We start from the raw sequence: 23,522 nt of genomic DNA, 5'->3' as shown, positions 1-23,522 counted from the left end.
GTTCCGCCCCTTCACTGCCCACGCTCAGCGTGCTCGCCGGGTTCGCCCCCGCAAACGCGTAGTCGGTGCCGCGCAGCGTCACCCCTGAGGTGCCCACCGCCGCTTCCGTCAGTGAGCCCGCGCCCAGCGCGATATCCCCGGCGTTGTTCGCCACCGCGCCCGTCCCGATTGCAACAGAGTCCAGCCCCAGCGCCTGCGAGTCAGTCCCCGTTGAATTGGCATGGAAGTACTTCGTGCCGCCGGTATAGACGTTCTCCACCGAATCGCCCAGTGCGCTGATGTTCTGCGTGTTCTGCGCGATATTCGTGGTGTTGGTCGTCACATTCTGGTTGGTGGCGTGCAGCTGGGAGCCGTTCACCGCGTCGGTGCTGGTGCTGCTCAGCTCCCCCGCCCCCACGTGGGTGACTTTCTGGTCGCCCGCGTTAACCCCTGCGGTGGTGATCGCCGGCCCGCCGCTGATCGTCAGCCCGCTGCCGTCCAGGGTGGTGGTGCCGCCGATGATCGCCGAAGTGAATTCCGGGCTGTCCGCCATCTGCACCACCAGGTCGCCGTGCGCATCCACCTCCGTGTTCAGGTTGACGGCCGAGTAGCTTCCCGCCGTGCTTTTATCGCCCCTGATGGTCAGCGTCTCACCCAGCTTTTTGCTCACCGTGCCGCTGTTGCCGGCAAAGTTCAGCGGGGTGCCGGCCAGGTTCGCGATGTCCGTGGTGTTCTGCGTGATATTTGTGGTGTTCTGCGCGATATTCGTGGTGTTGGTCGTCACATTCTGGTTGGTGGCGTACAACTGCGAGCCGTTCACCGCGTCGGTGCTGGTGCCGCTCAGCTCCCCCGCCGCCACGTGGGTGACTTTCAGGTCGCCCGCGTTAACCCCTGCGGTGGTGATCGCCGGCCCGCCGCTGATCGTCAGCCCGCTGCCGTCCAGGGCGGTGGTGGTGCCGATGATCGCCGAGGCGAATTCCGGGTTGTCCGCCATCTGCACCACCAGGTCGCCGTTCTGATCCACCTCTGTGTTCAGGTTGGCGGCCGAGTAGCTCCCCGCCGTGCTTTTATCGCCCCTGATGGTCAGCATCTCACCCAGCTTTTTGCTCACCGTACCGCTGTTGCCGGCAAAGCTCAGCGGGGTGGTCGCCAGGTTCGCGATGTCCGTGGTGTTCTGCGCGATATTCGTGGTGTTGGTCGCCACATTCTGGTTGGTGGCGTGCAGCTGGGAGCCGTTCACCGCGTCGGTGCTGGTGCCGCTCAGCTCCCCCGCCGCCACGTGGGTGATTTTGTTCACCGCCGTATCGCCGTGGCTCGCCGAGAAGGCCCCTTTATCTGCATCCCACAGCAGGGCATCGTTCTGCAGCCCGCCGACGCCGGCGTTCAGGTTCTCCACCGCCGTATTGGTGGCGTGCAGCTGGGAGCCGTTCACCGCGTCGGTGCTGGTGCCGTTCAGCTCCCCGGCCGCCACGTGAGTGACTTTCTGGTCGCCCGCGTTAACCCCTGCGGTGGTGATCGCCGGCCCGCCGCTGATCGTCAGCCCGCTGCCGTCCAGGGTGGTGCCGCCGCCGATGATCGCCGAGGCGAATTCCGGGTTGTCCGCCATCTGCACCACCAGGTCGCCGTTCTGATCCACCTCCGTGTTCAGGTTGCCGGCCGAGTAGCTTCCCGCCGTGCTTTTATCGCCCCTGATGGTCAGCGTCTCACCCAGCTTTTTGCTCACCGTGCCGCTGTTGCCGGCAAAGCTCAGCGGGGTGGTCGCCAGGTTCGCGATGTCCGTGGTGTTCTGCGCGATATTCGTGGTGTTGGTCGTCACATTCTGGTTGGTGGCATGCAACTGGGAGCCGTTCACCGCGTCGGTGCTGGTGCTGCTCAGCTCCCCCGCCCCCACGTGGGTGACTTTCTGGTCGCCCGCGTTAACCCCTGCGGTGGTGATCGCCGGCCCGCCGCTGATCGTCAGCCCGCTGCCGTCCAGGGTGGTGGTGCCGCCGATGATCGCCGAGGCGAATTCCGGGCTGTCCGCCATCTGCACCACCAGGTCGCCGTGCGCATCCACCTCCGTGTTCAGGTTGACGGCCGAGTAGCTTCCCGCCGTGCTTTTATCGCCCCTGATGGTCAGCGTCTCACCCAGCTTTTTGCTCACCGTGCCGCTGTTGCCGGCAAAGTTCAGCGGGGTGCCGGCCAGGTTCGCGATGTCCGTGGTGTTCTGCGTGATATTTGTGGTGTTCTGCGCGATATTCGTGGTGTTGGTCGTCACATTCTGGTTGGTGGCGTACAACTGCGAGCCGTTCACCGCGTCGGTGCTGGTGCTGCTCAGCTCCCCCGCCGCCACGTGAGTGATTTTGTTCACCGCACTGTCGCCATGACTGGCCGAGAAGGCTCCCTGTGTCTCATCCCACAGCAGGGCATCGTTCTGCAGCCCGCCGACGCCGGCGTTCAGGTTCTCCACCGCCGTGTTGGTGGCGTACAGCTGCGAGCCGTTCACCGCGTCGGTGCTGGTCTCTGACAGACGACCTGCTGCGACGTGAGTGATGGTGCGTTCCGCCCCTTCACTGCCCACGCTCAGCGTGCTCGCCGGGTTCGCCCCCGCAAACGCGTAGTCGGTGCCGCGCAGCGTCACCCCTGAGGTGCCCACCGCCGCTTCCGTCAGTGAGCCCGCGCCCAGCGCGATATCCCCGGCGTTGTTCGCCACCGCGCCCGTCCCGATTGCAACAGAGTCCAGCCCCAGCGCCTGCGAGTCAGTCCCCGTTGAATTGGCATGGAAGTACTTCGTGCCGCCGGTATAGACGTTCTCCACCGAATCGCCCAGTGCGCTGATGTTCTGCGTGTTCTGCGCGATATTCGTGGTGTTGGTCGTCACATTCTGGTTGGTGGCGTGCAGCTGGGAGCCGTTCACCGCGTCGGTGCTGGTGCCGCTCAGCTCCCCCGCCGCCACATGAGTGACTTTCTGGTCGCCCGCGTTAACCCCTGCGGTGGTGATCGCCGGCCCGCCGCTGATCGTCAGCCCGCTGCCGTCCAGGGTGGTGCCGCCGCCGATGATCGCCGAGGCGAATTCCGGGCTGTCCGCCATCTGCACCACCAGGTCGCCGTTCTGATCCACCTCCGTGTTCAGGTTGCCGGCCGAGTAGCTTCCCGCCGTGCTTTTATCGCCCCTGATGGTCAGCATCTCACCCAGCTTTTTGCTCACCGTACCGCTGTTGCCGGCAAAGCTCAGCGGGGTGGTCGCCAGGTTCGCGATGTCCGTGGTGTTCTGCGCGATATTCGTGGTGTTGGTCGCCACATTCTGGTTGGTGGCGTGCAGCTGGGAGCCGTTCACCGCGTCGGTGCTGGTGCCGCTCAGCTCCCCCGCCGCCACGTGGGTGATTTTGAGGTCGCCCGCGTTAACCCCTGCGGTGGTGATCGCCGGCCCGCCGCTGATCGTCAGCCCGCTGCCGTCCAGGGTGGTGCCGCCGCCGATGATCGCCGAGGCGAATTCCGGGCTGTCCGCCATCTGCACCACCAGGTCGCCGTTCTGATCCACCTCCGTGTTCAGGTTGCCGGCCGAGTAGCTTCCCGCCGTGCTTTTATCGCCCCTGATGGTCAGCGTCTCACCCAGATTTTTGCTCACCGTGCCGCTGTTGCCGGCAAAGTTCAGCGGGGTGCCGGCCAGGTTCGCGATGTCCGTGGTGTTCTGCGCGATATTCGTGGTGTTGGTCGCCACATTCTGGTTGGTGGCGTGCAGCTGGGAGCCGTTCACCGCGTCGGTGCTGGTGCCGCTCAGCTCGCCCGCGGCCACGTGGGTGACTTTGAGGTCGCCCGCGTTAACCCCTGCGGTGGTGATCGCCGGCCCGCCGCTGATCGTCAGCCCGCTGCCGTCCAGGGTGGTGCCGCCGCCGATGATCGCCGAGGCGAATTCCGGGCTGTCCGCCATCTGCACCACCAGGTCGCCGTTCTGATCCACCTCCGTGTTCAGGTTGCCGGCCGAGTAGCTCCCCGCCGTGCTTTTATCGCCCCTGATGGTCAGCGTCTCACCCAGCTTTTTGCTCACCGTGCCGCTGTTGCCGGCAAAGCTCAGCGGGGTGGTCGCCAGGTTCGCGATGTCCGTGGTGTTCTGCGCGATATTCGTGGTGTTGGTCGTCACATTCTGGTTGGTGGCGTGCAGCTGGGAGCCGTTCACCGCGTCGGTGCTGGTGCTGCTCAGCTCCCCGGCCGCCACGTGAGTGACTTTCTGGTCGCCCGCGTTAACCCCTGCGGTGGTGATCGCCGGCCCGCCGCTGATCGTCAGCCCGCTGCCGTCCAGGGTGGTGCCGCCGCCGATGATCGCCGAAGTGAATTCCGGGTTGTCCGCCATCTGCACCACCAGGTCGCCGTGCGCGTCCACCTCCGTGTTCAGGTTGGCGGCCGAGTAGCTTCCCGCCGTGCTTTTATCGCCCCTGATGGTCAGCGTCTCACCCAGCTTTTTGCTCACCGTACCGCTGTTGCCGGCAAAGCTCAGCGGGGTGCCGGCCAGCACGTCAATGCTCTGGTTGGTGGAATGCAGCTGCGAGCCGTTCACCGCGTCGGTGCTGGTCGCCGACAGGCGCCCCGCCGCCACGTTGGTAATGGTGCGTTCTTTGTCCACATCCCCCACGCTGACCGTACTGGTCGGGTTCGTCCCGGCAAAGGTGTACTGGATACCATTAATTGTGGTACTAATCGTGGCAACAGCTGCCTCTGTAACTGAATCGCCTCCCAGGGCAACAGCATTATCATGGGTTGCTCTGCTCTCAACCCCGATGGCAGTAGATTTTAAGCCTGTTGCTTGAGCACCCACCCCAATAGCAGCTCCCCCCTCACCACTTGCCTGACTATACCCCCCAACGGCAGTAGATTTTAAGCCTGTCGCTTCTGCTGTTACCCCAATAGCTGTCGTACCTTCATCATATGCCTTGCTATAAACCCCGATGGCTGTAGCGTGTAAGCCAGTCGCTTCAGCTACTGCGCCAATAGCCGTCGCCTTCTCATTACTTGCCTTACTGTGCATCCCGACGGCAGTCGCATCCTCATCATCTGCCTTGCTGCTAAACCCGACGGCAGTAGCGTGTATGGCGGTCGCTTCAGCTGCTGCGCCAATAGCAGTAGCCTTCTCATTACTTGCCTTACTGTAAATCCCGACGGCAGTCGCATTCTCATATTCTGCCTTGCTGTAAACCCCGACTGCTGTGGAGTTTGCTGCACTCGCTTCAGCTCCCCCACCGATTGCAGTAGCCTTCTCATCATTAGCCCTACTGCTCACCCCGACGGCTATAGAGTCTATGGCGTTTGCTTCAGCTCCCCTCCCAATAGCCGTCGCATTCTCATTATCTGCCCGGCTATCAAACCCGACTGCTGTAGAATTACTATCTGCATGGCTGTAAACCCCGATGGCAGTAGAGTTTGCGGCACTCGCCCAAGATCCCAGCCCAATAGCAATCGCACTACTATCAGTTGCCCTGCTGTTGGGTCCGACTGCAGTAGCGTTTATGGCGCTCGCTTCAGCCCCCGCACCAATAGCCGTCGCACTACTGCCGCTCGCTCCCGCAAGCCATCCAATAGCAGTCGCATAGTCTGCATTCGCTGCAGCTGATGCACCAATAGCGGCAGATAAGTCGGATATCGCTTCAGCTCTCTGCCCAATAGCTACCGAATACCCACGCACAGTAGTACCTGCCTTGCTGAGAAGCCCGATGGCAACAGAGGTGTAGCCACTCGCTTCAGCTCTGTCCCCAATAGCCGTAGCATACGTTTGACTCGCTGTAGCCTTTCTCCCAATAGCAATCGCATATGGTGCAGTAGCAGAGCTTTGATAGCCAACGGCTGTAGCATACCCGGAGGGATGCGTTGCGCTTGCGCCTTCACCAAGTGCAATATTAGTTGATATTCCGCCATCCGAGGCTGGCAATACTCCTGGGTTAGTAGGGTTCGTCACCAGCCATGCATCCGCCGCCTGAGGGATCCCTGCCAGGGTAACGCCCAGCAGACCTACGGATAGCATGCCCCTCGCTCTTCTTAAACCGGACTTACCTTTACCTTTGGCTTTCGCCAGCTCACTGACCGCGACCCATAGACCCAGGCTCGCGTTCCAGACTAAACGATATACTGTATTCATTGTTCCCTCCTGGTCTTTTTAATAAAAGACGGGTTTATTGCTTATTGAGATACGCGTAGAGACGCCTGCTCTTTCAGAACCAGAATTCGCTCAAGAGAATTTTTATTCAGATGTGATGCATAGTCGTGATATAACTTCTGAGCATTCTGCGGTTGGTGTATTACATACTGGTAATAGCCGCCGACAAAAAATACCGCCTGAGTGACGGCATCCGCCTTCTCCTCTGCATGGCTGAAAGCAATACTATCGATTAGCTGAAACACGGACTTTTCATCACCTTTCCCGGTGTAAATATCAGCAATGGCCGACTCATATGCCGAAAACCACTTATAATTAGCGACCTTATCAGCCAGTGTTTTTTGCAGTGCTGTTGTTCCTCCCTGCCATGTTCTGGCGGTTAACCATAAATCCCAGAGCAGGCCATAATCCCGCTCACGCCCGTTGCCGTTTTGGCGTAATAAAGTAAATGCGCTACGAGCCTCGTCGTAGCGTTCCAGAGCGGCCAGATTAACCGCTGAGGGTAAAACGATGACACTTGCCAGCATACCGCCATTCAAAGCATCATATTTTTTCCGGGCGTCACTGTGCCGACCGGACAAATGATCATTAATGGCTTTCTGGAAAGTAGCCTCTGAAGTTTCCCTTGCCGAAAGAATAGCCTGAGATGGCTTTATTGAAATGCTTTCAGCAATGGCAAAAACGCTTTTAGCACATATAAAAAGCAGGAGAATGGTTAAGCTTTTTTTCACAGAAAAGATATCAATTAACTTTCTCATAATATTTTTAACTTAAAATAGAAAAACAAAAAACCCATTAAACATAAAAACCACCACTCATAACTTCTGAATGGTTCTTATTATTGTGGGAAATGTAATCCGATATGCACCCCATGCTTTTATAACCTCCCCCTCCAAGCTGCATCTTTGCTGGCTGCCTGCACTTACTTCGGTCACATACCGTTTGTACGCTCCCGGGAATGCATTTAGTTGCCGCCTTCCTGCAACTCGAATTATTCATGGTATATATTAAAAAAGTACACGGTACATCTACAGTTCAGATTTTTAATCAGCGAATGGATGTCTATTCATATATTTGACTCATTGATATGATGTCCCTGCATGCCATAACGGTTATAGCATGGTGGCCTGCGAGTTGCTGCCCGCGAACTATTTTTCGTTTTAATGAATAAACCAAATTTTCTGTAAAGCCAATGCTGGGCGTCTTTACCAGTTGCGGTAAAGAAATCCCCTTACCCAGATAGCTGAAAAGAATCTGCTCGACTCTCTTAAAAGACTTTTGCAAAAGAGGACTGTCATTCGCCTTCATCAGGTATAACCAGAACTCATCTGGCCTGATATTGATAGGGATCAACCAAGGGAAAGGTCTTTGATAACTATTTAAATATCTTTCATTTTTTGGTTTATACATACTCAACAGAATGATGACCCGGCAACAGGTATTGCTCAATCCGGGCTGGCAGGCTATCGTCTCGCGTTCATGGATATCTAAAATATTCAGAACAACAATATCCTCTCTCTCAGGATAAAAATCAGAACTTATTTCATCTGGTGAATATGTGTATAAACGCACGTAATCGGTAGGCGTCTGAGCGGTTATACCAGCAAGGAAAAAACGATTATCAGATATTACGTGTATTTTATTCATGGTCTGCTCGCGATTAATTATTATAACCGCACAATATATTTTCCTGAAAACATCCCCTGTATTTAACCCGTAGATTATTAACCATGCGCAAGAAAAATTGACAATCGTTTAAAACGATCGAAATCAAAATATTAATAGCTGCGTTCTATTGTTTGATGTTGATCGATCGTTATTATCGATCAAAAGAATAATTTCCAAATTAACCGAACCCAATAAACCGTACAATAAATATAATCATTTCCCCAGCCCCTTGCTGTTGATTGCATTGAAACTTCAGATTATTAATCTGAAAACAACAAGAAACCGCAAGACACATAGATTAATCACACAAAGTTATACGAAGCACCAGAACAAACACGCATTTTTCAATTTCGTTTAACAAGCATTGAACTCAAGGAAAACCTTACATTGATAATATTCATTGCGTTTTAATTTTCCGAACTAACGTTGTATTGATGGGAATTATATAAGAAAAAGAAAAGAGTTACAGAGGAAAAAATCAGAATTTTATGTCTCGTTTTAGAGGTGCTTACTATATTGCAACCCACAGATTAAATGTGCGAACGCCAAAAAACATACGATTCCGGCATACCGAATCCCAATCACTCTCTGTACTGTTTCAGGAAATATCAGGCATCCGTGAACGCCTTCATCAACCCCGAGTGACGGGGCTGGGTTTTCATCTTTTCACGCAGCCAGCTTTCCGGGATTCAGCGGCGGTTTCGTTTTCCGCTGACGTTCAGCACGCCGTTGCTCTGTTAGCATTCCCCTGACATCCGCCTGGATAGCGTACCGTTTTGCATTCCGTCTCAGCGCTTCCTCCGTCAGAGCTGACGGAGTGCGAACAGTAAGCTTGCAGCGGCCACCAGAGAAGGACTCAGGGGCAGTTCAGCGTGGCATCATACACCCGGCTGTATGCACCCGGTTCTGCGTCCGGCGCCGCCACCATGGATATCGATGTGGATTGCCCCTGCTGGATAGTCAGACGCTCTGGCTCTTCCCCGGCATCGTTGAAACGTACAGTCATACCGCTCGTCGCCGCATCAGATACCCGCCGCAGCGTGCCGCTCCCCCCGGAAGGCGGAGGAATCAGTTGTGCTTCCGTTGTTTCGCCTGCGCTAATGGCCGGAAACATGTAGTTAACCCCGGTGTTCCAGGTTGCGGTTGTGATTTCCATCGAAGGTATATCACCAAGGGAGACCGAGAAAACATGTGAATAGGAGTCTTCTATTAATATACGATAAGGCGGGTTAGACGGTACCTGCCTGCTCTCATCAAACTGCAGACGCAGATGAGCCGTTTGTTCAGCAGATCCTCCTGGCTGCAGGTTATTGCTGCGGGTATAGGTTAAATGATGATGCTGATCGTCAAAAAATGCACTTCCTGTAATATGCGCACATCGCAGGTTCGTCGTTTCACTTGTACAAATTTTTGAGTCAGCTGCGATGCGCCAGGCATCCGCAGGCACTGCAGATGATGAGTTATCATAGACAACCGCCCGCAGATAAGCCGTATCGCGCAAGTTCAGCCAAGGAGTATCAGTATCAGTGTATGTCGCGTAAGCCTCTGAGACGCCACTCAGAACAAGCTTACTGCACGCCATATCAGCGAGAGCGTAATGCGGTGTACTCATTAGACACATTAGTAAAATACGGTTCACGGGAAGCCTTTATATCATTTGTTTATTCATAAGGCAGAGAGCGCTTCATCCTGCCCCCCGGCACTGACTGCACTGTCCGGCACTCAGTTATAGTTAAAATTCAACGTCACCTGGGACAAAAAACGCCCCCCGGTCACCGTACCCGGCGCTGTCGCCACATACCCGACCCTGAACGTGTAACTGCCCTTGCCCGAAGACGGGATCACACTGACATTCGTGCTGCCGGATGGCAGCATCGTTGTGCCCGACAGATCCTGCAGACGCAGCGCCACCCCCGTGGAGTCACCCGTGTTGCTGAACAGGGTGTCGTTCTGCTCGTCCGGCGTCCCTGATGGCACTATCTTTACCGACGTCACCCCCGCCCCACAGGTAATACTCACCGGCACATCCTTCAGTTTCTTCACCGCCGTATCCGTGAACTCACGCGTGCCAATGTCATCCAGCACCACCGTTGATGTCACATCATCAAACGTACAAGTCTTATTGACCACCATTCCTGTGAAGGCGACTATCTGAGTGGGATCGGCGGCCACCGCGTCAGTCTGTGATATCAGACTGACCAGCAGGCCTGCTGTCATCACTGACGCCATGTGTGCAGCGATATTCATCATCATTCTGTCTGTCCTCCCTTCTCTCACCGGCAGACGCCACTGGTCCGGATAACCGCATTCGCCCTGTCCGCTTCAGTCAGCTGATACTCAGCGCGGCACTGCTGCCCGGCACCGTCGCCCCAGCGAACCGTCACTTCACCTTTCTCTTCCAGCCCCGACAGATACACCTGACCGCCGTCTGCCACGATTCCGCTGCTCTCGCCGGCCGTGACCATCGTCCCGAACGGTAACGGTTTTCCGTTGTGGGTCATCGTCATCAGTACGCGGTAGCCCCGACGGGCCTTAAACTCTGCCCGCACCACCGCGCCCTTTGTCGGCACAATCCGGGCGACGCTGTTATCCACATCCGTATGCTCATCCAGTGATTCGGTATCCACCTGTATCCGGTTTTCCCGGTACGCCGACGCATAAGGCTTGATGGTGTATCCCCGCCAGTCGGTGAAGACGCCCGGCTCATTTTTCACCCCAACATTCGGGACGCCCGGCGTGGCGATCAGGACAGTGGTGTCCCCCAAAGGCTGGCCAATGGTCAGCCCGTTACGGTGCAGCAGGGCGCCCCCGGCCAGACCATAACTGATCTGCCGCCAGTCACGGCTGTGGCTGTAGCCCAGGTTCCCGTTACCGTAGATCCCCCGGTAATTCAGGCTGACGTTGCCGCTGGTTCCCTGGCTCCGGGAATATCCCTGCGAGACGTTCCAGTCCAGATTACCGTCCCTCAAAAACTTGCCGCTCAGCCCAGACTGCTGACTGACCTGATTGTTGCTGTCACGACGACTGCTGAACGTGGCGTACACCGGGTTTGCAGATTGCCTGCCCAGCAGCCTGTCAAACGGCACCGACAGAGAAAGGCTGATACTGCGGTCCGTATAAGACGGGGCGTTGTCGTTTTTGTAACGGGTGAGGCCGTAGTTCAGCGAGTAGTTCACCGGTCCGAGGCTGTTACTGTAACCGATGCGCAGTGACGCGTTGCCAGCAGAGGTGTTCCAGTAGGTCTGGCGCATCCCGGTCAGCCAGACTGAACCGTAATCCCCCAGAGACTGCGAGATATCCGCCTCAATACGCGCACGTTTGCTGTTGTTCAGGTTGTAATAGTCCGAACGGGTGTCTGTCACCGGGTTACCGTCATTATCCAGTCCCGTATGATCATACAAACGGCCGGACATCGTCTTCAGCGCCGTCTCATCCAGAGTGTGGAATCCCCGGGTGGAGTAGCGGTAACCGGTCAGACGGAAGGTGGTGCCCGTCGGGTTAAAGCCGAAGGCATACAGAAAGCGCAGAGACTGCCCCTGATGCCCGCTGCCGTCAGCCAAGGTGCTGTCTGCGTGGGTGATATCCACAGATACCCCCCCCGTTCGCCCCATATTGACGCCGACGCCGGACTGTACCGCCAGATAGTCTGATGAGAACTGCGCGCCGCCGTAGAGCGTCGTATCATGAGGCAGGCCCCATATCAGGGTGCCCTGGGCAAATGACGGTTTGTCATAATGGTCACTGCTGCCGCGATAGTTGCCCGCTGTCAGGCTGTATTTTATCCGTCCTTCACGCTGCAGCGTCGGCAGGGAGGTATACGGCACCGTAAACACCCGGACGCTGCCGCCAGCCTCCCGGATACTTACTTCCAGGTCACCGCTGGAGTTTACCGGGCTGAGGTCGGTTATCTCAAACGCCCCTGGCGCGATGGTGGTGCGGTAGATGATGTATCCATTCTGCCGAATGCTAACTTCCGCATTGCTTTCCGCCATGCCGCGCACTATCGGTGCAAACCCACGGAGGGTTTCCGGGTACATATTATCGTTGCTGGAAAGCTGCACGCCCGTGAAGCCCAGGGAATCAAATACCTCACTCCCGGTGGTGCTCTCGCCCAGTACCAGGGTGCTTCTCAACGGTGCAACGGTCCGCTCCGCGTAGGTCCTTATACGCTGCCAGCGATGGCGGTTGCCGTCATTACTGTCATAGTAGTTCCAGTTCCTGTCGTCACGCAGACGCCAGGCCCCCAGATTCAGCCCGCTGCCCAGACTAAGAAAATAACTCCGGTTGTCGCGGCGACTGCCGGAACGGTCGGTGCCGCTGAAACGGTAACTGAGCAGCGCGGCGTTAATCCCCTCGTCCCACTGTTCCGGATCAATATCACCGCGGGCCCGATTACGGGTTGCCCGTTGCGGCACGCTGAGGTCAAGGCGCAGTCGGGAAAAATCGAACTGACTGAAAGCGCCGGGGACATATTCAGCCGGGTTGACGCACTGTTCCTCATCGAGCGCCATCAGCGCCGGGAACATCTCCACCTTTACGCCAGCACTGCCCAGAAACTTTCGGCTCAGGCAGGGCGCCAGACCGGTGTCATCCCGGATGACACCGGTCGTCTCACCCGGTTTTATCGCATCAAAGCGCACGGACTGGCGTCGGGCAAAGGTCTGGTTCAGGTAAATATCAACGTCATACACACCGGGCAACTGGGAGCCGTCCGCCCGGAACTGCGACAAATCAGCAATTCCGTCACCGTCTGCAGAAATCATCTCAGGCGGGAAAAAAAGTTCAGCGCAGGCAGATGAGGTACACAGACCGGACAATAAAAATGCCAGCGGTGTTTTTTTTGGTAATAACATTATTTATCCACTGAATTCACAGAAAAACAGGCAATGACAACCTCATGACGCGCAAGGCTGCGCGGTTAAAAATGCCGGATTTGTTCATCCGTGATGCCGCCAAAGTCATTAATGGTACGAAAACTCAGGGTTCCGGCGCCGCCTGAAGGCAGGGTAAGGCTCGCCGTTCCGAAAGGCGGCGTCATCACCGTCTTTTTCACCGCCTTATTCCCGGCTTTTATTTGCGTGATGGTGATGTAGTAAGGGGTCGGATTGCGGATGACCAGTTGAGCCCCGCTGCGGCTGACTTTCAGTTGCGACGGCGCTTCTGCCGGAGAGGGCTTCAGGCCAGACGGGCGGACAAACAGCTTGATGCGGGTGGATGCAGACAGCATCAGGACGTTTTTGCCGCTGATTTCCGCTTTATCAACGGCCGGAATAGCTTTGGACGTCAGGTAATACAGGGACTCGCGGTCGGTTGGCAGGGTCGGACCGGCATACATCAAACGCAGAGTGTTCTCGCTGCCGGGATTACTGACGTAAAGGGGCGGCGTGACAATAAAATCGGAGGTTTTGTTGCCGTGCTGGTTTTCAGCCCAGGACTGCACCATAAAGCGCGAGGCACTCGAGGTGTTACGCACGGAAATGCTGGCCTCTTTCTGACCAGCCGGGTAGATAATGCGGGTCCCCCCCAGCACAATCCCCCCGGCGTGGACAGTAACAGAGAGAAAACAGGCCACCAGTAAAGCTGACGCAGCCAGGGCTCGGGTAAAAAAAGACATTGAAATCTCCTCGCAGGCTGATGATCTCCCCTGACCAGAGTCAGGGGAACGTTTCTGTTACTGATAGCTCACAGTAAAGTTCGCCGTGGCGTTGGCAGAACCAGCCTTCACTTTCTCTCCCATCGCCACATAACGGGCGGCGAATTCCAGTTCATTGGTGCCTTCTGTCAGAGTTTTAACGACTGTACCGCTCAACGACACTGGGACACTGTCGTCCAGGATTTGAACACCGACACCAGTGGTATCAATGTCGTCAGTAGACATCGCCGTATTGCCGAAACCCGCGATATTGCCGGTGAAAGAGATGACCGCGTCATTAGTGCCCAGAGGACAATCTTCCAGAGTAATCGTGAACGGTGCTTCCGTGCTGACGGAACCAGATCCGGTGAACGTGCTGGCCGCCACGTCTCCCAGAATGACGGTCTGGTCTTTGGAGATATCAGCCAGGCTGCAGGTTTGTTCCACGATATTACCGGTGAAATTAATTGTGCTGCCATCACCTTCAGCAGCCAGTACGGAAGACGCCATAAAAAGAGCCGGAACAGCAATAGCCAATAATTTCATTTTCATAAATAGACACTCTCTGTTGATTTACACAAAAATAAGCGCAACGACACGCCTATCTGAACTTCAGGCTCGCCTGAAGCATATTCCATAATTAATCCCCCAATAGTCACCATCATGTAACAAGAGGGTTACGTTGATAGATAGAAAACGTCAACCCTGATTATTTTCAGGCTCCTCCATGACCACTTTCCGCAATCAGGCTCACCACCGGAGAATATTAAGCTACAGCCATTCTCCTAATCGCCATAAAATAACACCAAAGTTATACCCCAGACATTTATCCACGACATAACCAGTTAACAATGAAAGGCCAGACAGAAGCAAAAAAACAAGCCTGTATTTTAAGGCTACAAAAATCTCCTTATTTTTACGCCCAACTTACCCTCCAGTCTCTGCCTGATGTTATATACAGCTTTCGTATCAACGACTAATTCTCTCGATATATCCGACACGCTATAATTACTCAGCGTCAGATAAAGAATTTCTTTTTCACTCTTCGTTAAGGGCCTTGCAGTTTGCCTGACCAGAGGTTGACCAATGAATACTTTTCGTAATGCTGTTTTTAAATTGCTGATATCATCAGAGAGATATATAACCCCCGACACCCTGGGCTCATTCAGGCTGTAATAAGCTGCCAGAGGCGTCATTTTTCTATCTGACAGCAAAATGATCTTCATCTCTGCACAACCCAGATAGTCAATCCATCGTTCATCCATAAAGAAACGGATACTTCTCCACGAAAAATCGACAAAAATAAACCCGGAAACAGGAAAAATAACATCAACAGAGTTGATTAACGATTTTAGTCCTGTTTCAAAAAAGAAGTTAACCGCAGGCCAAATACAAACTTGCCGATTAAGACACTGGGTGGAACTGAATTCTTTTGAGGGGAGTATCTCACACCTTATATTACACCCCAGACAATGCATTTCTCCATATTGCATAGTAAAGTCTCATCATATTACATATTAAAACCCCAGTTCTAAAACATTTCCCGTATAAATTAAGAAATTTCCCATATGATAATGATGTAATGGCTTATTACAACATTTTTTTTAGCCATTTACACTCCACTAAAAAAGAATAAAAATCCTAATAAAAAAATAAATATTAAGTCCTTAATTCGATTATGAATGAGAAAATTATCAGGTAATTAAGAATTTTACTCAGCCATTATCTTCGCAGTGGATTCATTATGCTTATTTTTTAGTAAAAAATAATAAAATTTAGATATATAAACCAATAAAAACAAATATTTCAGTATAATTATCCACTTTACTACTTATTAATGGCATTAAATAATTTAATTTAACATTAAAATTAGAATTTTTAACCATGAAAAATATCAAAACGCTGTGCCATTTACGCAAAAGGCAATATAAATACGAACTAAAATAACTATTTTCATTATCTATCGATCATACAGTTAACAAATTAGCAAAAAGAATTAATCACGCACCCAATGCGAATACTTCAATCTCAGTAGACTACTGATTCAACATGAGCTTGCCGTTCCGACATCAGCGACATCAGCAATTGGCTATTCCCGGTGTCATAAAAGGGGCTAACGACTTCTGGCATTATTTTGCGATAACGCAGGTGAAAATAGCCACGTGTTAGCCAGCATGCATCCGCGTCAATGGCATTAATATCGACAACAACCCGCGCGATTGCTGAACAATACTGACAGCGGCCCCTTTAAAGCGCGTGGAAAGTCCTTGTACCGCTCTCCCGTCACGCCGTCATGCAAAGCAACTTATGATAATGATTCTCATCTTTATTGTCGTACTGCCCGCGCAATGATAAGGTTGCATAACCCGATGACACCCCATCTCCAGTGCAGAAAACCGCATGAACAAGACGACGACGCAGGATGAACCCGCCCACCCGGCGCTGAGAAAAACATTCTCCGTCCGTGAGTTTATGGATTTTGGTGAACGGTACGGTATCGACTACCATTTTCCCGGGCTGATGAAAACGCAGGAGTCGCCGCACGCTATTCCTGTACTGCTGGGCGAAGTGGAAGAGATGAGGCTACCTTGCGGCATGTGTGTGACGCATTCCGATGTTCATGTGTTACAACCTTATGAGACAACGTCTCGTCATAGCAGCCCCCTGTATATGCTGGTGGTGATGGAAGGTTGCGTCAGCCTGAGCCTGAACGGCAAGCAGTATCTCGTATGCGCCGGAATGGCTTTTACGTCCCGGCTTAGCGAACAGCAGGCGATGTACGCCCGCCACGATGTGGACAGCAGATTACGCACGCTATCCCTGGGCCTCTACCCGGATGGCACATGGCGCAATGGTCTGCTTGATTCATTAATGCACGAATGGGAAAGATGCCAGACGCCAACGCTTATCTGGCAGGTACCGAACTTCCTGCTGGACGGATTACAGTTCGCGCAACAACGCGCGCTCGGGCGAGTGTCCCGGCAATTGATGCTGGAAGGCCTTATCCTGCAATTGTTCGGTCATGGTCTGAGCGTGTGTCAGGATGAAAGCACCAGGCAGGTTGTCCGGGCAAGCGGCGAGCAACAACGACTGGAGAGAGTTCGCCGCCTGCTGGAGCAATTCCCGGAAAATAACTATACCCTCGGTGAACTGGCTCAGAGAGCGGCGATGAGCTCCAGTAGCCTGCGCAGCAAGTTTCGCGACGCTTATGGCTGTTCGGTCTTCGATTATCTGCGTGACTGCCGCCTGGCGCGGGCGAGACGCTATTTGCTTGAAGGCTATAGCGTGCAGCAGGCGGCCTGGATGTCCGGCTACCAGCACGCGACCAACTTCTCCACCGCCTTTCGTCGGCGCTACGGCATCTCCCCCTGCAACGTGCAAAAATCGGGCTAATCAGATTGCTGACAACGGGCGCTGTTGTGCAATTTCCCGGCGGCGCGTCGCTTGCGCGGGCCTGTGCAAAATAATACCGCTGAGGTTGTAAGCCGGGCCAGACGGTAGCCTCCACCCGACAGAAATACGAGCGTCATGCCTAATACAGGTTTGTCATCAACCTCGTTAATACATTTTTTTCATTTTCGCGAAAAATAGATCGACGCTTTGGCAGCGTGCATACACATCCTGGCATTCTGCATAGCGAGATAAGACATCAAAAAGGTAATAATTCTTATTAACAATTAGAAACACCTTTGGAGATGCTCATGTTTGCGAAAACGCGTCTGGCGCTACTGACAGGATGGGTGACCAGCAGCGTCGCCTTCCCGCTGCTGGCTCAGGAAACAACACAAAACGAAACCATCGTGGTTACTCCACAGATGCAAAGCGGCGCCACCAAAATTGCCACGCCGGATCTGGAAACCCCACAGTCAGTGTCCATTATCACTCGCCAGCAGTTTGAAGAGCAGGGAGCCGTCAACGTCCGCCAGGCGGTTAGCTATACCCCTGGGGTTTATAGTAACCAGATTGGTGCGTCAAACCGTTTCGACTACATCGTCCTGCGTGGATTTTCCGATGGCAGCCTGGATAATGTCTATCTCGACGGTCTGAAGATGATGGGCGATACCAACTCGCACAGTTCTCTGGTGGTCGATCCCTGGTTTCTGGAAAATATCGAAGTCGTTCGCGGCCCGGCCTCGGTCCTGTATGGTCGTTCTTCACCGGGCGGCATCGTCGCCCTCACCTCGCGTAAACCCGCATTCGATCCCGGTGGTGAAATCAAACTCTTCGCCGGTAATAACAATCAGCGCGGCGCGGCATTTGATGTCACTGGCGCACTGGACGATAACGACCGGGTCGCTGGACGGTTAAGCGGGATGACCCGCTACGCGGATTCCCAGTTCGATACGTTGAAAGAGCAACGCTATGCGATTATGCCGAGTCTGACCTGGCGCATCACCGATAGGACACGCCTTGATTTAATGGCTTATCTGCATCGCGATCCGGAGGGCGGTAGCCACTCAGGACTCCCTTATGAAGGCACCGTGGTTCCGCATTATGGCAAGAAAATCGCGAAGACTTTCTTCGAGGGTGAAGATGATTACGATAAGTATGACCGTCGCGAAAATATGGTCGGCTACCATTTCGAACACCTGTTTGATAACGGCTGGTCAGTACGACAGAAACTGCGCTATCTGCATACCAACGTCAAACTGAATCAGGTCTACGCCGCTGGCTGGTTGAACGAAACCGAGCTGAATCGCGGTTATTCCGGCTCAGACGAAAAGATGAACGCTATTACGCTTGATAACCAGCTTGATGGCAGCATTGATACCGGGGCCGTTAACCATCGACTATTGGTGGGGATTGATTACCAGAATCGTAGCAACAATATCACCGGCTACTACGGTTCATTCCCGGCGATTGACGCCTTTAATCCACACTACGGCGCGCAGCCGGATAACATTACCCTGTACAGCCGCGAAAAACATAAGCTACGTCAGACGGGCTACTATCTGCAGGATCAGATGTCCTGGAACCGCTGGCGCTTCACCCTGGGCGGACGTTACGACCAGGTAAGTGTTTCAAATATCGATAAATTCAATAATTCACGCAGCGATCTGGATAAGAATAACTTCAGCTCTCGCGTCGCGCTGCTGTATCTGTTTGATAACGGTTTTGCGCCGTATGTTAGCTACTCTACGGCCTTTACGCCCACCAGCTTCGCCGATGAAAACGGCAACGTGCTGGACCCGATGAAAGGCAAACAGTGGGAAGCCGGGGTAAAGTATGAACCGGAGGGACTGAACAGCCAGTTCAGCGCCTCAGTATTCCGCATCAATCAGACCAATATCGCCACCAAAGAAGAGCCGACCGACCCTTACCGTTCAATTGGCGAGATTGAGTCAAAAGGCGTGGAACTGGAAGCGATCAGCCAGCTTACGGACAGTTTCCGCCTGCAGGCGGCGTATACCTACACCGATATCCGCTATAAAAAAAGCAGCCCGGAAGAACAGGGCAAACGGGCCGTTTATGCCCCGCGTAATCAGGCCAGCGCCTGGCTGAACTACGATGTGAAAAACGGTCCTCTGGATGGCCTGACGCTCGGTTCCGGTGTGCGTTACGTCAACGGTATTGTCAGCGATCGCCTGAATACGCATACCCTGCCATCCTATACGCTAGTGGATATGACCATCGGTTATGATCTGTCTAAAGTGGGAATCAATGGTCTCAGCGCCCAGTTGAACGTGAACAATCTGACCGATAAGCGCTATATTGCCGCCTGTAACTCGCTCTCTTATTGCTACTTTGGCGCGGAACGCAGCATCGTCGGCAGCGTCTCCTGGAGGTTCTGATACTGTTAAAAGTCCCCGGAGCCTTTTGCTCCGGGTAACGGGTTAATCTTCTACTTTATGGGTTTTCCGGGGTGTTATCGTCAAATTGCGCACGGCCAGCTTTCATCATGACTCCGGTACTCTCCTTAATGCTTCACCGCTCAAATAACCCTAAATAATTAACCGTTATGATCATATCAGCCAGCGCCGCACCCGCCTCCCTGAACCGCATTCGTCTACACTAAACAGAGACTGGTGTTTGATGCCGCAGCGTTTGCCGGGTACATCCATAAATTACAGACATGGCCGAATCGCGCGGCAAGCGAGAGAATCCTGAATCATTTACGTAAGTAAGTGATTCGGGCAAACACGCGTAACCCATACACCCGCAACCTGAAGTCTGACGGGTATCAACATTGAGACAGGACGCAACCATGCAACTTAACGATTCCACCCTTTTTCGCCAACAGGCATTGATTAACGGACGCTGGCGCGATGCCAGCAATGGCGAAACACTCGCGGTGACTAACCCCGCAAACGGCCAATTGCTGGGCAACGTACCCAAAATGGGCGCAGAAGAAACCCGCGAAGCTATCGACGCGGCCAGTCGTGCGTTGCCGGCCTGGCGCGCGCTTACCGCCAAAGCGCGCGCCACTCTCCTGCGCCGCTGGTTCGATTTAATGATGGAGCATCAGGACGATTTGGCGCGGCTAATGACCCTGGAACAGGGGAAACCGCTGGCGGAAGCAAAAGGCGAAATCAGCTACGCCGCCTCTTTTCTTGAGTGGTTTGCCGAAGAGGGTAAACGCGTCTATGGCGACACGATCCCCGGTCATCAGGCAGATAAGCGCCTGTTGGTGATTAAACAGCCGATTGGCGTGACTGCCGCCATCACGCCGTGGAATTTTCCCTCGGCGATGATCACCCGCAAAGCAGGCCCGGCGCTGGCCGCAGGCTGCACCATGGTCCTCAAACCCGCCAGCCAGACGCCGTTCTCCGCGCTGGCGCTGGCGGAGCTGGCTAATCGCGCCGGGCTCCCGGAGGGCGTATTTAACGTGGTCACGGGGTCTGCCAGCGCAATCGGCAATGAACTTACCAGCAATCCGCTGGTACGCAAACTCTCCTTTACCGGCTCAACGGAAATTGGTCGCCAGCTAATGGAACAGTGCGCGAAAGATATCAAGAAAGTATCGCTGGAGCTGGGCGGCAACGCGCCGTTTATCGTTTTCGACGACGCTGATTTAGATAAAGCCGTGGAAGGCGCGATGGCCTCCAAGTTTCGTAACGCAGGACAGACCTGCGTCTGCGCCAATCGCCTGTACGTCCAGGATGGTGTCTACGATCGCTTCGCTGAAAAACTTCAACAGGCGGTCAGTAAACTGCAAATCGGTGATGGCCTGCAGCCGAACGTCACCATCGGGCCGCTGATTGACGAGAAAGCGATCGCCAAAGTACAGGAGCATATCGCGGATGCTATTGACAAAGGCGCACGGGCAATGACAGGCGATAAAACCCACCCGTTGGGCGGTAATTTCTTCCAGCCGACGATTCTGGTGAATGTTCCCGCCAACGCGAAAGTAGCGAAAGAAGAGACCTTTGGCCCCCTCGCCCCGCTGTTCCGCTTCAAAGATGAGGCCGACGTTATTCATCAGGCGAACGACACCGAGTTTGGCCTGGCGGCCTATTTCTACGCTCGCGATCTGAGCCGCGTTTTTCGCGTTGGCGAAGCGCTGGAGTACGGCATTATTGGTATTAACACCGGGATTATTTCTACCGAAGTGGCTCCCTTTGGCGGCGTGAAATCCTCCGGACTGGGCCGTGAAGGGTCGAAGTATGGCATAGAGGATTATTTAGAAATCAAATACATGTGTATTGGGATTTAGCAGATTCAATGCGCAATAATATAATTTAACTATAGGGATGTTGTAACTATAGTATGAATTAAAAAATCCACGCTACTGAGGCGCAATGCCGTTCACTTAAGCAAATCATCGGTGTTGTCTTTTGTTTTATTTGCCTGTGGCAATCGTATTATCGGTGGTTCTGGCGAAAATGGCATTTTTCGTTTTCACCTGGTTTGGCTTAGTGGCCTGTTCCGTTCACTATAAATACGCGGATATTCGTTATATCCACAGCGTGTGAACGGGCAGGGGGACGTTTCGCCCGTCCCCCTGCACCCCCGGCATGGCGCTGAAAACCTGCCGCTGCGCGGTCCGCTCCACTCCGGCTTCATCTGGCGGACCGGGCGGGACTCGACGTCCCTGTCTCGACCCGCCCTCTGGCCGCCGTCCTGGCGGCCAGTCCTGGATGCGCGCCTGCGTTCTCGCCAGGTTTCCTTGATGCGCCCACCCCCCATGCGGTGAGTCCGTTATTCGTCAGTGGCTTTTCAGAGGCTGAAAATTATAAAAAAAGTTATATCCTTTATATTTCAGCCCGTATCAGCTCAGTAAGCGAATCAACCGAATCAGATTTTCGTTTAAACCACCGATCGACAGAACCGCTCTGCCAGCCATAAACACAACTGACACCCCTTAACTGACCAGCATTACGCTATTGAGGCGTGGATTTATCTACTGGCGATAAAATTGATAATTCAGATTAAGATTAGGCCCGAAGCTTAACCGGTTCGCTAAAATCGTCGGCTGGCTCAAGTTTAAGGCTAAATGTCGCCAGCAGCGCCTCGGCTCGTTCGTGAAAATCGCGTAGCGTCTTTGCGAGTTTTTCACTGACTTCAGGATCGTCGATGGCAACCGGGCGCCATTTCCCCTCTTTATCAAATAAACCAAACTGATAGCTATAAGTGAAACGAGAAGCTTGTGCTTCCATTTCCATCCACCATCCCCAGAACTCACGCTTTTCCGGCACGGGTTTAACATTGACGCAAACTGCCAGGCAATCGAAAAAGAAGCGGTTATCTTCACACTGCTCTTCACGGATATAAGGGCCAAGAGCCGTGAATTTCTTAATCAGCTTACTCTTCAGGTGTCCACTCGGTAACGTCATTGCGATCTCCTTTAGTGATACAATGACGTTATCAAATCAATAGAATTTCGCAATATATTAACTGAATCTATAACTAATCCAGCGAGCAATCTGCCGCAGAGCGTGATCGAAATTACGATAAACCGGATTAAACGGAATCTCCAGTAGCTTGCCATCTGTCGATGAAGAGGTAATTAAACGCGACTCTTCTTCCGGACTAAACGGATCGTCTTTCCAAAAACCTGAAAGCATCGGGGTTGGACAACGGCGCCCCAGCAATCCCTGGATCTTTAACGAATAGCGGTTCAGTTCCACACGCAGCGCCTCGTCAGAGGCATCATGCATTCCCAGACGCGAAGCAAAAACATCAAGATACATTTCCGGCACCCGCCCCTGATGCAGCGGGTCAACCAACAGCTCATGCACCACCGGCCCCAGACAGGCGACGGCCTTCAGACGCCGGGATTCAAGATAGCCCAGCCGTACGGCAATATTCGCCCCAAAGCGGAAACCAAATGCAGCGACTCGTGTATGATCGATCCAGGGGACATTTGACAGATGCTGCAGGACATACTGATGCAGCATACTGGTATCCTGAGTCAGCTTACATTTTGATGAGAAGCCAATTGAGGGCATATCCACGGTCAGCATGGCAATACCCAGTGGCGCAAAGTAGTGCTCATACAGGTTGTAATAATCCGTCTGGAGTGCGTCAAGCCCACCGCACATCAATACCGTCGGGAAAGGCCCCTCGCCAGGAGGCATATGCAAGAACCCCGTGATCGGCGCGCCGCCGGGGATGGAGAATTCCAGCTCGCGCAGCTTGCCCGGCAATCGTTGAGCCGCTTCCTCATATGCCCGGTATGCCAGCACCTGCGCCTGTTCAGCCAGTTCATCGCCTTTAATGTGCGGATAGGCGGCAATACTGTACAGGTTTGCCGCATGCAGCCAGTGACGCCCGCTCATCAGGAGATCCTCTTCCTGACCTGCCTTCTGTTGCCAGTCCATCGCCTGTCTGGACCACTCAAAGATCCAGTTGCCGCCGCGGTAGCCGATCACCGTATCGTAAAGCTCCGGATCGGTGCGTTCCGCATCGCTCATCACGATACGCGCCTGCACATCAAGGATCTCCTGTGGCGTAACGCCACGCCAGATCCACATCAAGCGGTTAATCAACCGATACCAGCGATCAACATTATTACCGCTCAACGCGGACTGGACAGGCTGCTGCAGCCCTGTATTAAACCGACGTACCAGCGTAGAGGTTTCCGGATGTTTGAATCGGGGTTTAAACAGCGTTTCGCTAAGGTTATCCTGGGACATGCGCAGTCTCCATCATGTTGCCACTGAAGCTATTGTAACCTGC

Annotated in this window: 14 protein-coding genes and 2 pseudogenes; 3 read left to right on the top strand and 13 right to left on the bottom strand. The window is 53.8% G+C overall.

Annotated elements, in window-relative coordinates:
* The 11 genes and pseudogenes from FE839_RS24725 to FE839_RS22720 form a co-directional block, all read right to left on the bottom strand.
* Positions 1-4,579 (bottom strand): beta strand repeat-containing protein (locus FE839_RS24725; protein ID WP_241675668.1); only part of this gene is annotated, 4,579 nt, incomplete at its 3' end.
* A 111-nt stretch (positions 4,580-4,690) separates the two neighbouring features.
* A pseudogene (locus tag FE839_RS25155) lies at positions 4,691-6,085 on the bottom strand (ESPR-type extended signal peptide-containing protein); the annotation flags it as partial.
* 41 nt (positions 6,086-6,126) lie between these two features.
* Positions 6,127-6,861 (bottom strand): hypothetical protein, encoded by a 735-nt coding sequence (locus FE839_RS22760; RefSeq protein WP_138363029.1) that lies wholly within the window; start codon positions 6,859-6,861, stop codon positions 6,127-6,129.
* Between the two features lie 304 nt (positions 6,862-7,165).
* Positions 7,166-7,750, bottom strand: a complete 585-nt coding sequence (locus FE839_RS22755; RefSeq protein ID WP_138363028.1) for a hypothetical protein — start codon at positions 7,748-7,750, stop codon at positions 7,166-7,168.
* Positions 7,751-8,382: 632 nt separating this feature from the next.
* Positions 8,383-8,596 (bottom strand): annotated as a pseudogene (locus tag FE839_RS24970) (IS66 family transposase); the annotation flags it as partial.
* A 31-nt stretch (positions 8,597-8,627) separates the two neighbouring features.
* Positions 8,628-9,383, bottom strand: a complete 756-nt coding sequence (locus tag FE839_RS22745) for a hypothetical protein (protein ID WP_138363027.1) — start codon at positions 9,381-9,383, stop codon at positions 8,628-8,630.
* A gap of 110 nt (positions 9,384-9,493) precedes the next feature.
* On the bottom strand, positions 9,494-10,024 hold the full coding sequence (locus tag FE839_RS22740) for a fimbrial protein (protein WP_138363026.1): 531 nt from the start codon (positions 10,022-10,024) through the stop codon (positions 9,494-9,496).
* Positions 10,025-10,044: 20 nt separating this feature from the next.
* Positions 10,045-12,624, bottom strand: coding sequence for a fimbria/pilus outer membrane usher protein (locus FE839_RS22735; RefSeq protein WP_241675667.1), 2,580 nt, complete (start codon positions 12,622-12,624; stop codon positions 10,045-10,047).
* Positions 12,625-12,689: 65 nt separating this feature from the next.
* A complete protein-coding gene (locus FE839_RS22730; protein WP_138363025.1) occupies positions 12,690-13,385 on the bottom strand; it encodes a fimbria/pilus periplasmic chaperone in 696 nt (231 codons plus the stop codon).
* Positions 13,386-13,442: 57 nt separating this feature from the next.
* Positions 13,443-13,955 (bottom strand): fimbrial protein, encoded by a 513-nt coding sequence (locus FE839_RS22725; RefSeq protein WP_138363024.1) that lies wholly within the window; start codon positions 13,953-13,955, stop codon positions 13,443-13,445.
* A gap of 344 nt (positions 13,956-14,299) precedes the next feature.
* Positions 14,300-14,896: a helix-turn-helix transcriptional regulator gene (locus FE839_RS22720; protein WP_138363023.1), complete on the bottom strand. Its 597-nt coding sequence runs from the start codon at positions 14,894-14,896 to the stop codon at positions 14,300-14,302.
* A 907-nt stretch (positions 14,897-15,803) separates the two neighbouring features.
* On the opposite strand from FE839_RS22720, the gene FE839_RS22715 reads away from it, so the two are divergent.
* From FE839_RS22715 to gabD, 3 genes are all read left to right on the top strand, one after another.
* Positions 15,804-16,796, top strand: coding sequence for a helix-turn-helix transcriptional regulator (locus FE839_RS22715; RefSeq protein WP_138363022.1), 993 nt, complete (start codon positions 15,804-15,806; stop codon positions 16,794-16,796).
* 308 nt (positions 16,797-17,104) lie between these two features.
* Positions 17,105-19,195 (top strand): ferrioxamine B receptor FoxA, encoded by a 2,091-nt coding sequence (foxA, locus tag FE839_RS22710; protein ID WP_138363021.1) that lies wholly within the window; start codon positions 17,105-17,107, stop codon positions 19,193-19,195.
* Between the two features lie 413 nt (positions 19,196-19,608).
* Positions 19,609-21,057, top strand: a complete 1,449-nt coding sequence (gene gabD, locus FE839_RS22705; protein ID WP_138363020.1) for an NADP-dependent succinate-semialdehyde dehydrogenase — start codon at positions 19,609-19,611, stop codon at positions 21,055-21,057.
* A 721-nt stretch (positions 21,058-21,778) separates the two neighbouring features.
* Here the strand turns inward: gabD and crl are convergent.
* The gene (gene crl / locus FE839_RS22700; RefSeq protein ID WP_138363019.1) at positions 21,779-22,177 is read right to left on the bottom strand and encodes a sigma factor-binding protein Crl; all 399 of its coding nucleotides are present in this window, start codon (positions 22,175-22,177) and stop codon (positions 21,779-21,781) included.
* Positions 22,178-22,234: 57 nt separating this feature from the next.
* Positions 22,235-23,479: an esterase FrsA gene (gene frsA, locus FE839_RS22695; protein WP_138363018.1), complete on the bottom strand. Its 1,245-nt coding sequence runs from the start codon at positions 23,477-23,479 to the stop codon at positions 22,235-22,237.
* Positions 23,480-23,522: the final 43 nt, after the last annotated feature.

It is taken from the genome of Klebsiella indica (genome assembly GCF_005860775.1).
GTDB classification, from domain to species: Bacteria; Pseudomonadota; Gammaproteobacteria; order Enterobacterales; family Enterobacteriaceae; genus Klebsiella; species Klebsiella indica.
This window is presented reverse-complemented; position numbering and strand designations above follow the sequence as displayed.

What these genes read in the sequence shown, in the direction of transcription:
- FE839_RS22745 (WP_138363027.1), bottom strand. Translation starts at nt 9,383, where the DNA reads ATGAGTACACCGCATTACGCTCTCGCTGATATGGCGTGCAGTAAGCTT.
- FE839_RS22720 (WP_138363023.1), bottom strand. Translation starts at nt 14,896, where the DNA reads ATGCAATATGGAGAAATGCATTGTCTGGGGTGTAATATAAGGTGTGAG.
- FE839_RS22730 (WP_138363025.1), bottom strand. Translation starts at nt 13,385, where the DNA reads ATGTCTTTTTTTACCCGAGCCCTGGCTGCGTCAGCTTTACTGGTGGCC.
- crl (WP_138363019.1), bottom strand. Translation starts at nt 22,177, where the DNA reads ATGACGTTACCGAGTGGACACCTGAAGAGTAAGCTGATTAAGAAATTC.
- FE839_RS22740 (WP_138363026.1), bottom strand. Translation starts at nt 10,024, where the DNA reads ATGATGATGAATATCGCTGCACACATGGCGTCAGTGATGACAGCAGGC.
- frsA (WP_138363018.1), bottom strand. Translation starts at nt 23,479, where the DNA reads ATGTCCCAGGATAACCTTAGCGAAACGCTGTTTAAACCCCGATTCAAA.
- FE839_RS22735 (WP_241675667.1), bottom strand. Translation starts at nt 12,624, where the DNA reads ATGTTATTACCAAAAAAAACACCGCTGGCATTTTTATTGTCCGGTCTG.
- gabD (WP_138363020.1), top strand. Translation starts at nt 19,609, where the DNA reads ATGCAACTTAACGATTCCACCCTTTTTCGCCAACAGGCATTGATTAAC.
- FE839_RS22725 (WP_138363024.1), bottom strand. Translation starts at nt 13,955, where the DNA reads ATGAAAATGAAATTATTGGCTATTGCTGTTCCGGCTCTTTTTATGGCG.
- FE839_RS22715 (WP_138363022.1), top strand. Translation starts at nt 15,804, where the DNA reads ATGAACAAGACGACGACGCAGGATGAACCCGCCCACCCGGCGCTGAGA.
- foxA (WP_138363021.1), top strand. Translation starts at nt 17,105, where the DNA reads ATGTTTGCGAAAACGCGTCTGGCGCTACTGACAGGATGGGTGACCAGC.
- FE839_RS22760 (WP_138363029.1), bottom strand. Translation starts at nt 6,861, where the DNA reads ATGAGAAAGTTAATTGATATCTTTTCTGTGAAAAAAAGCTTAACCATT.
- FE839_RS22755 (WP_138363028.1), bottom strand. Translation starts at nt 7,750, where the DNA reads ATGAATAAAATACACGTAATATCTGATAATCGTTTTTTCCTTGCTGGT.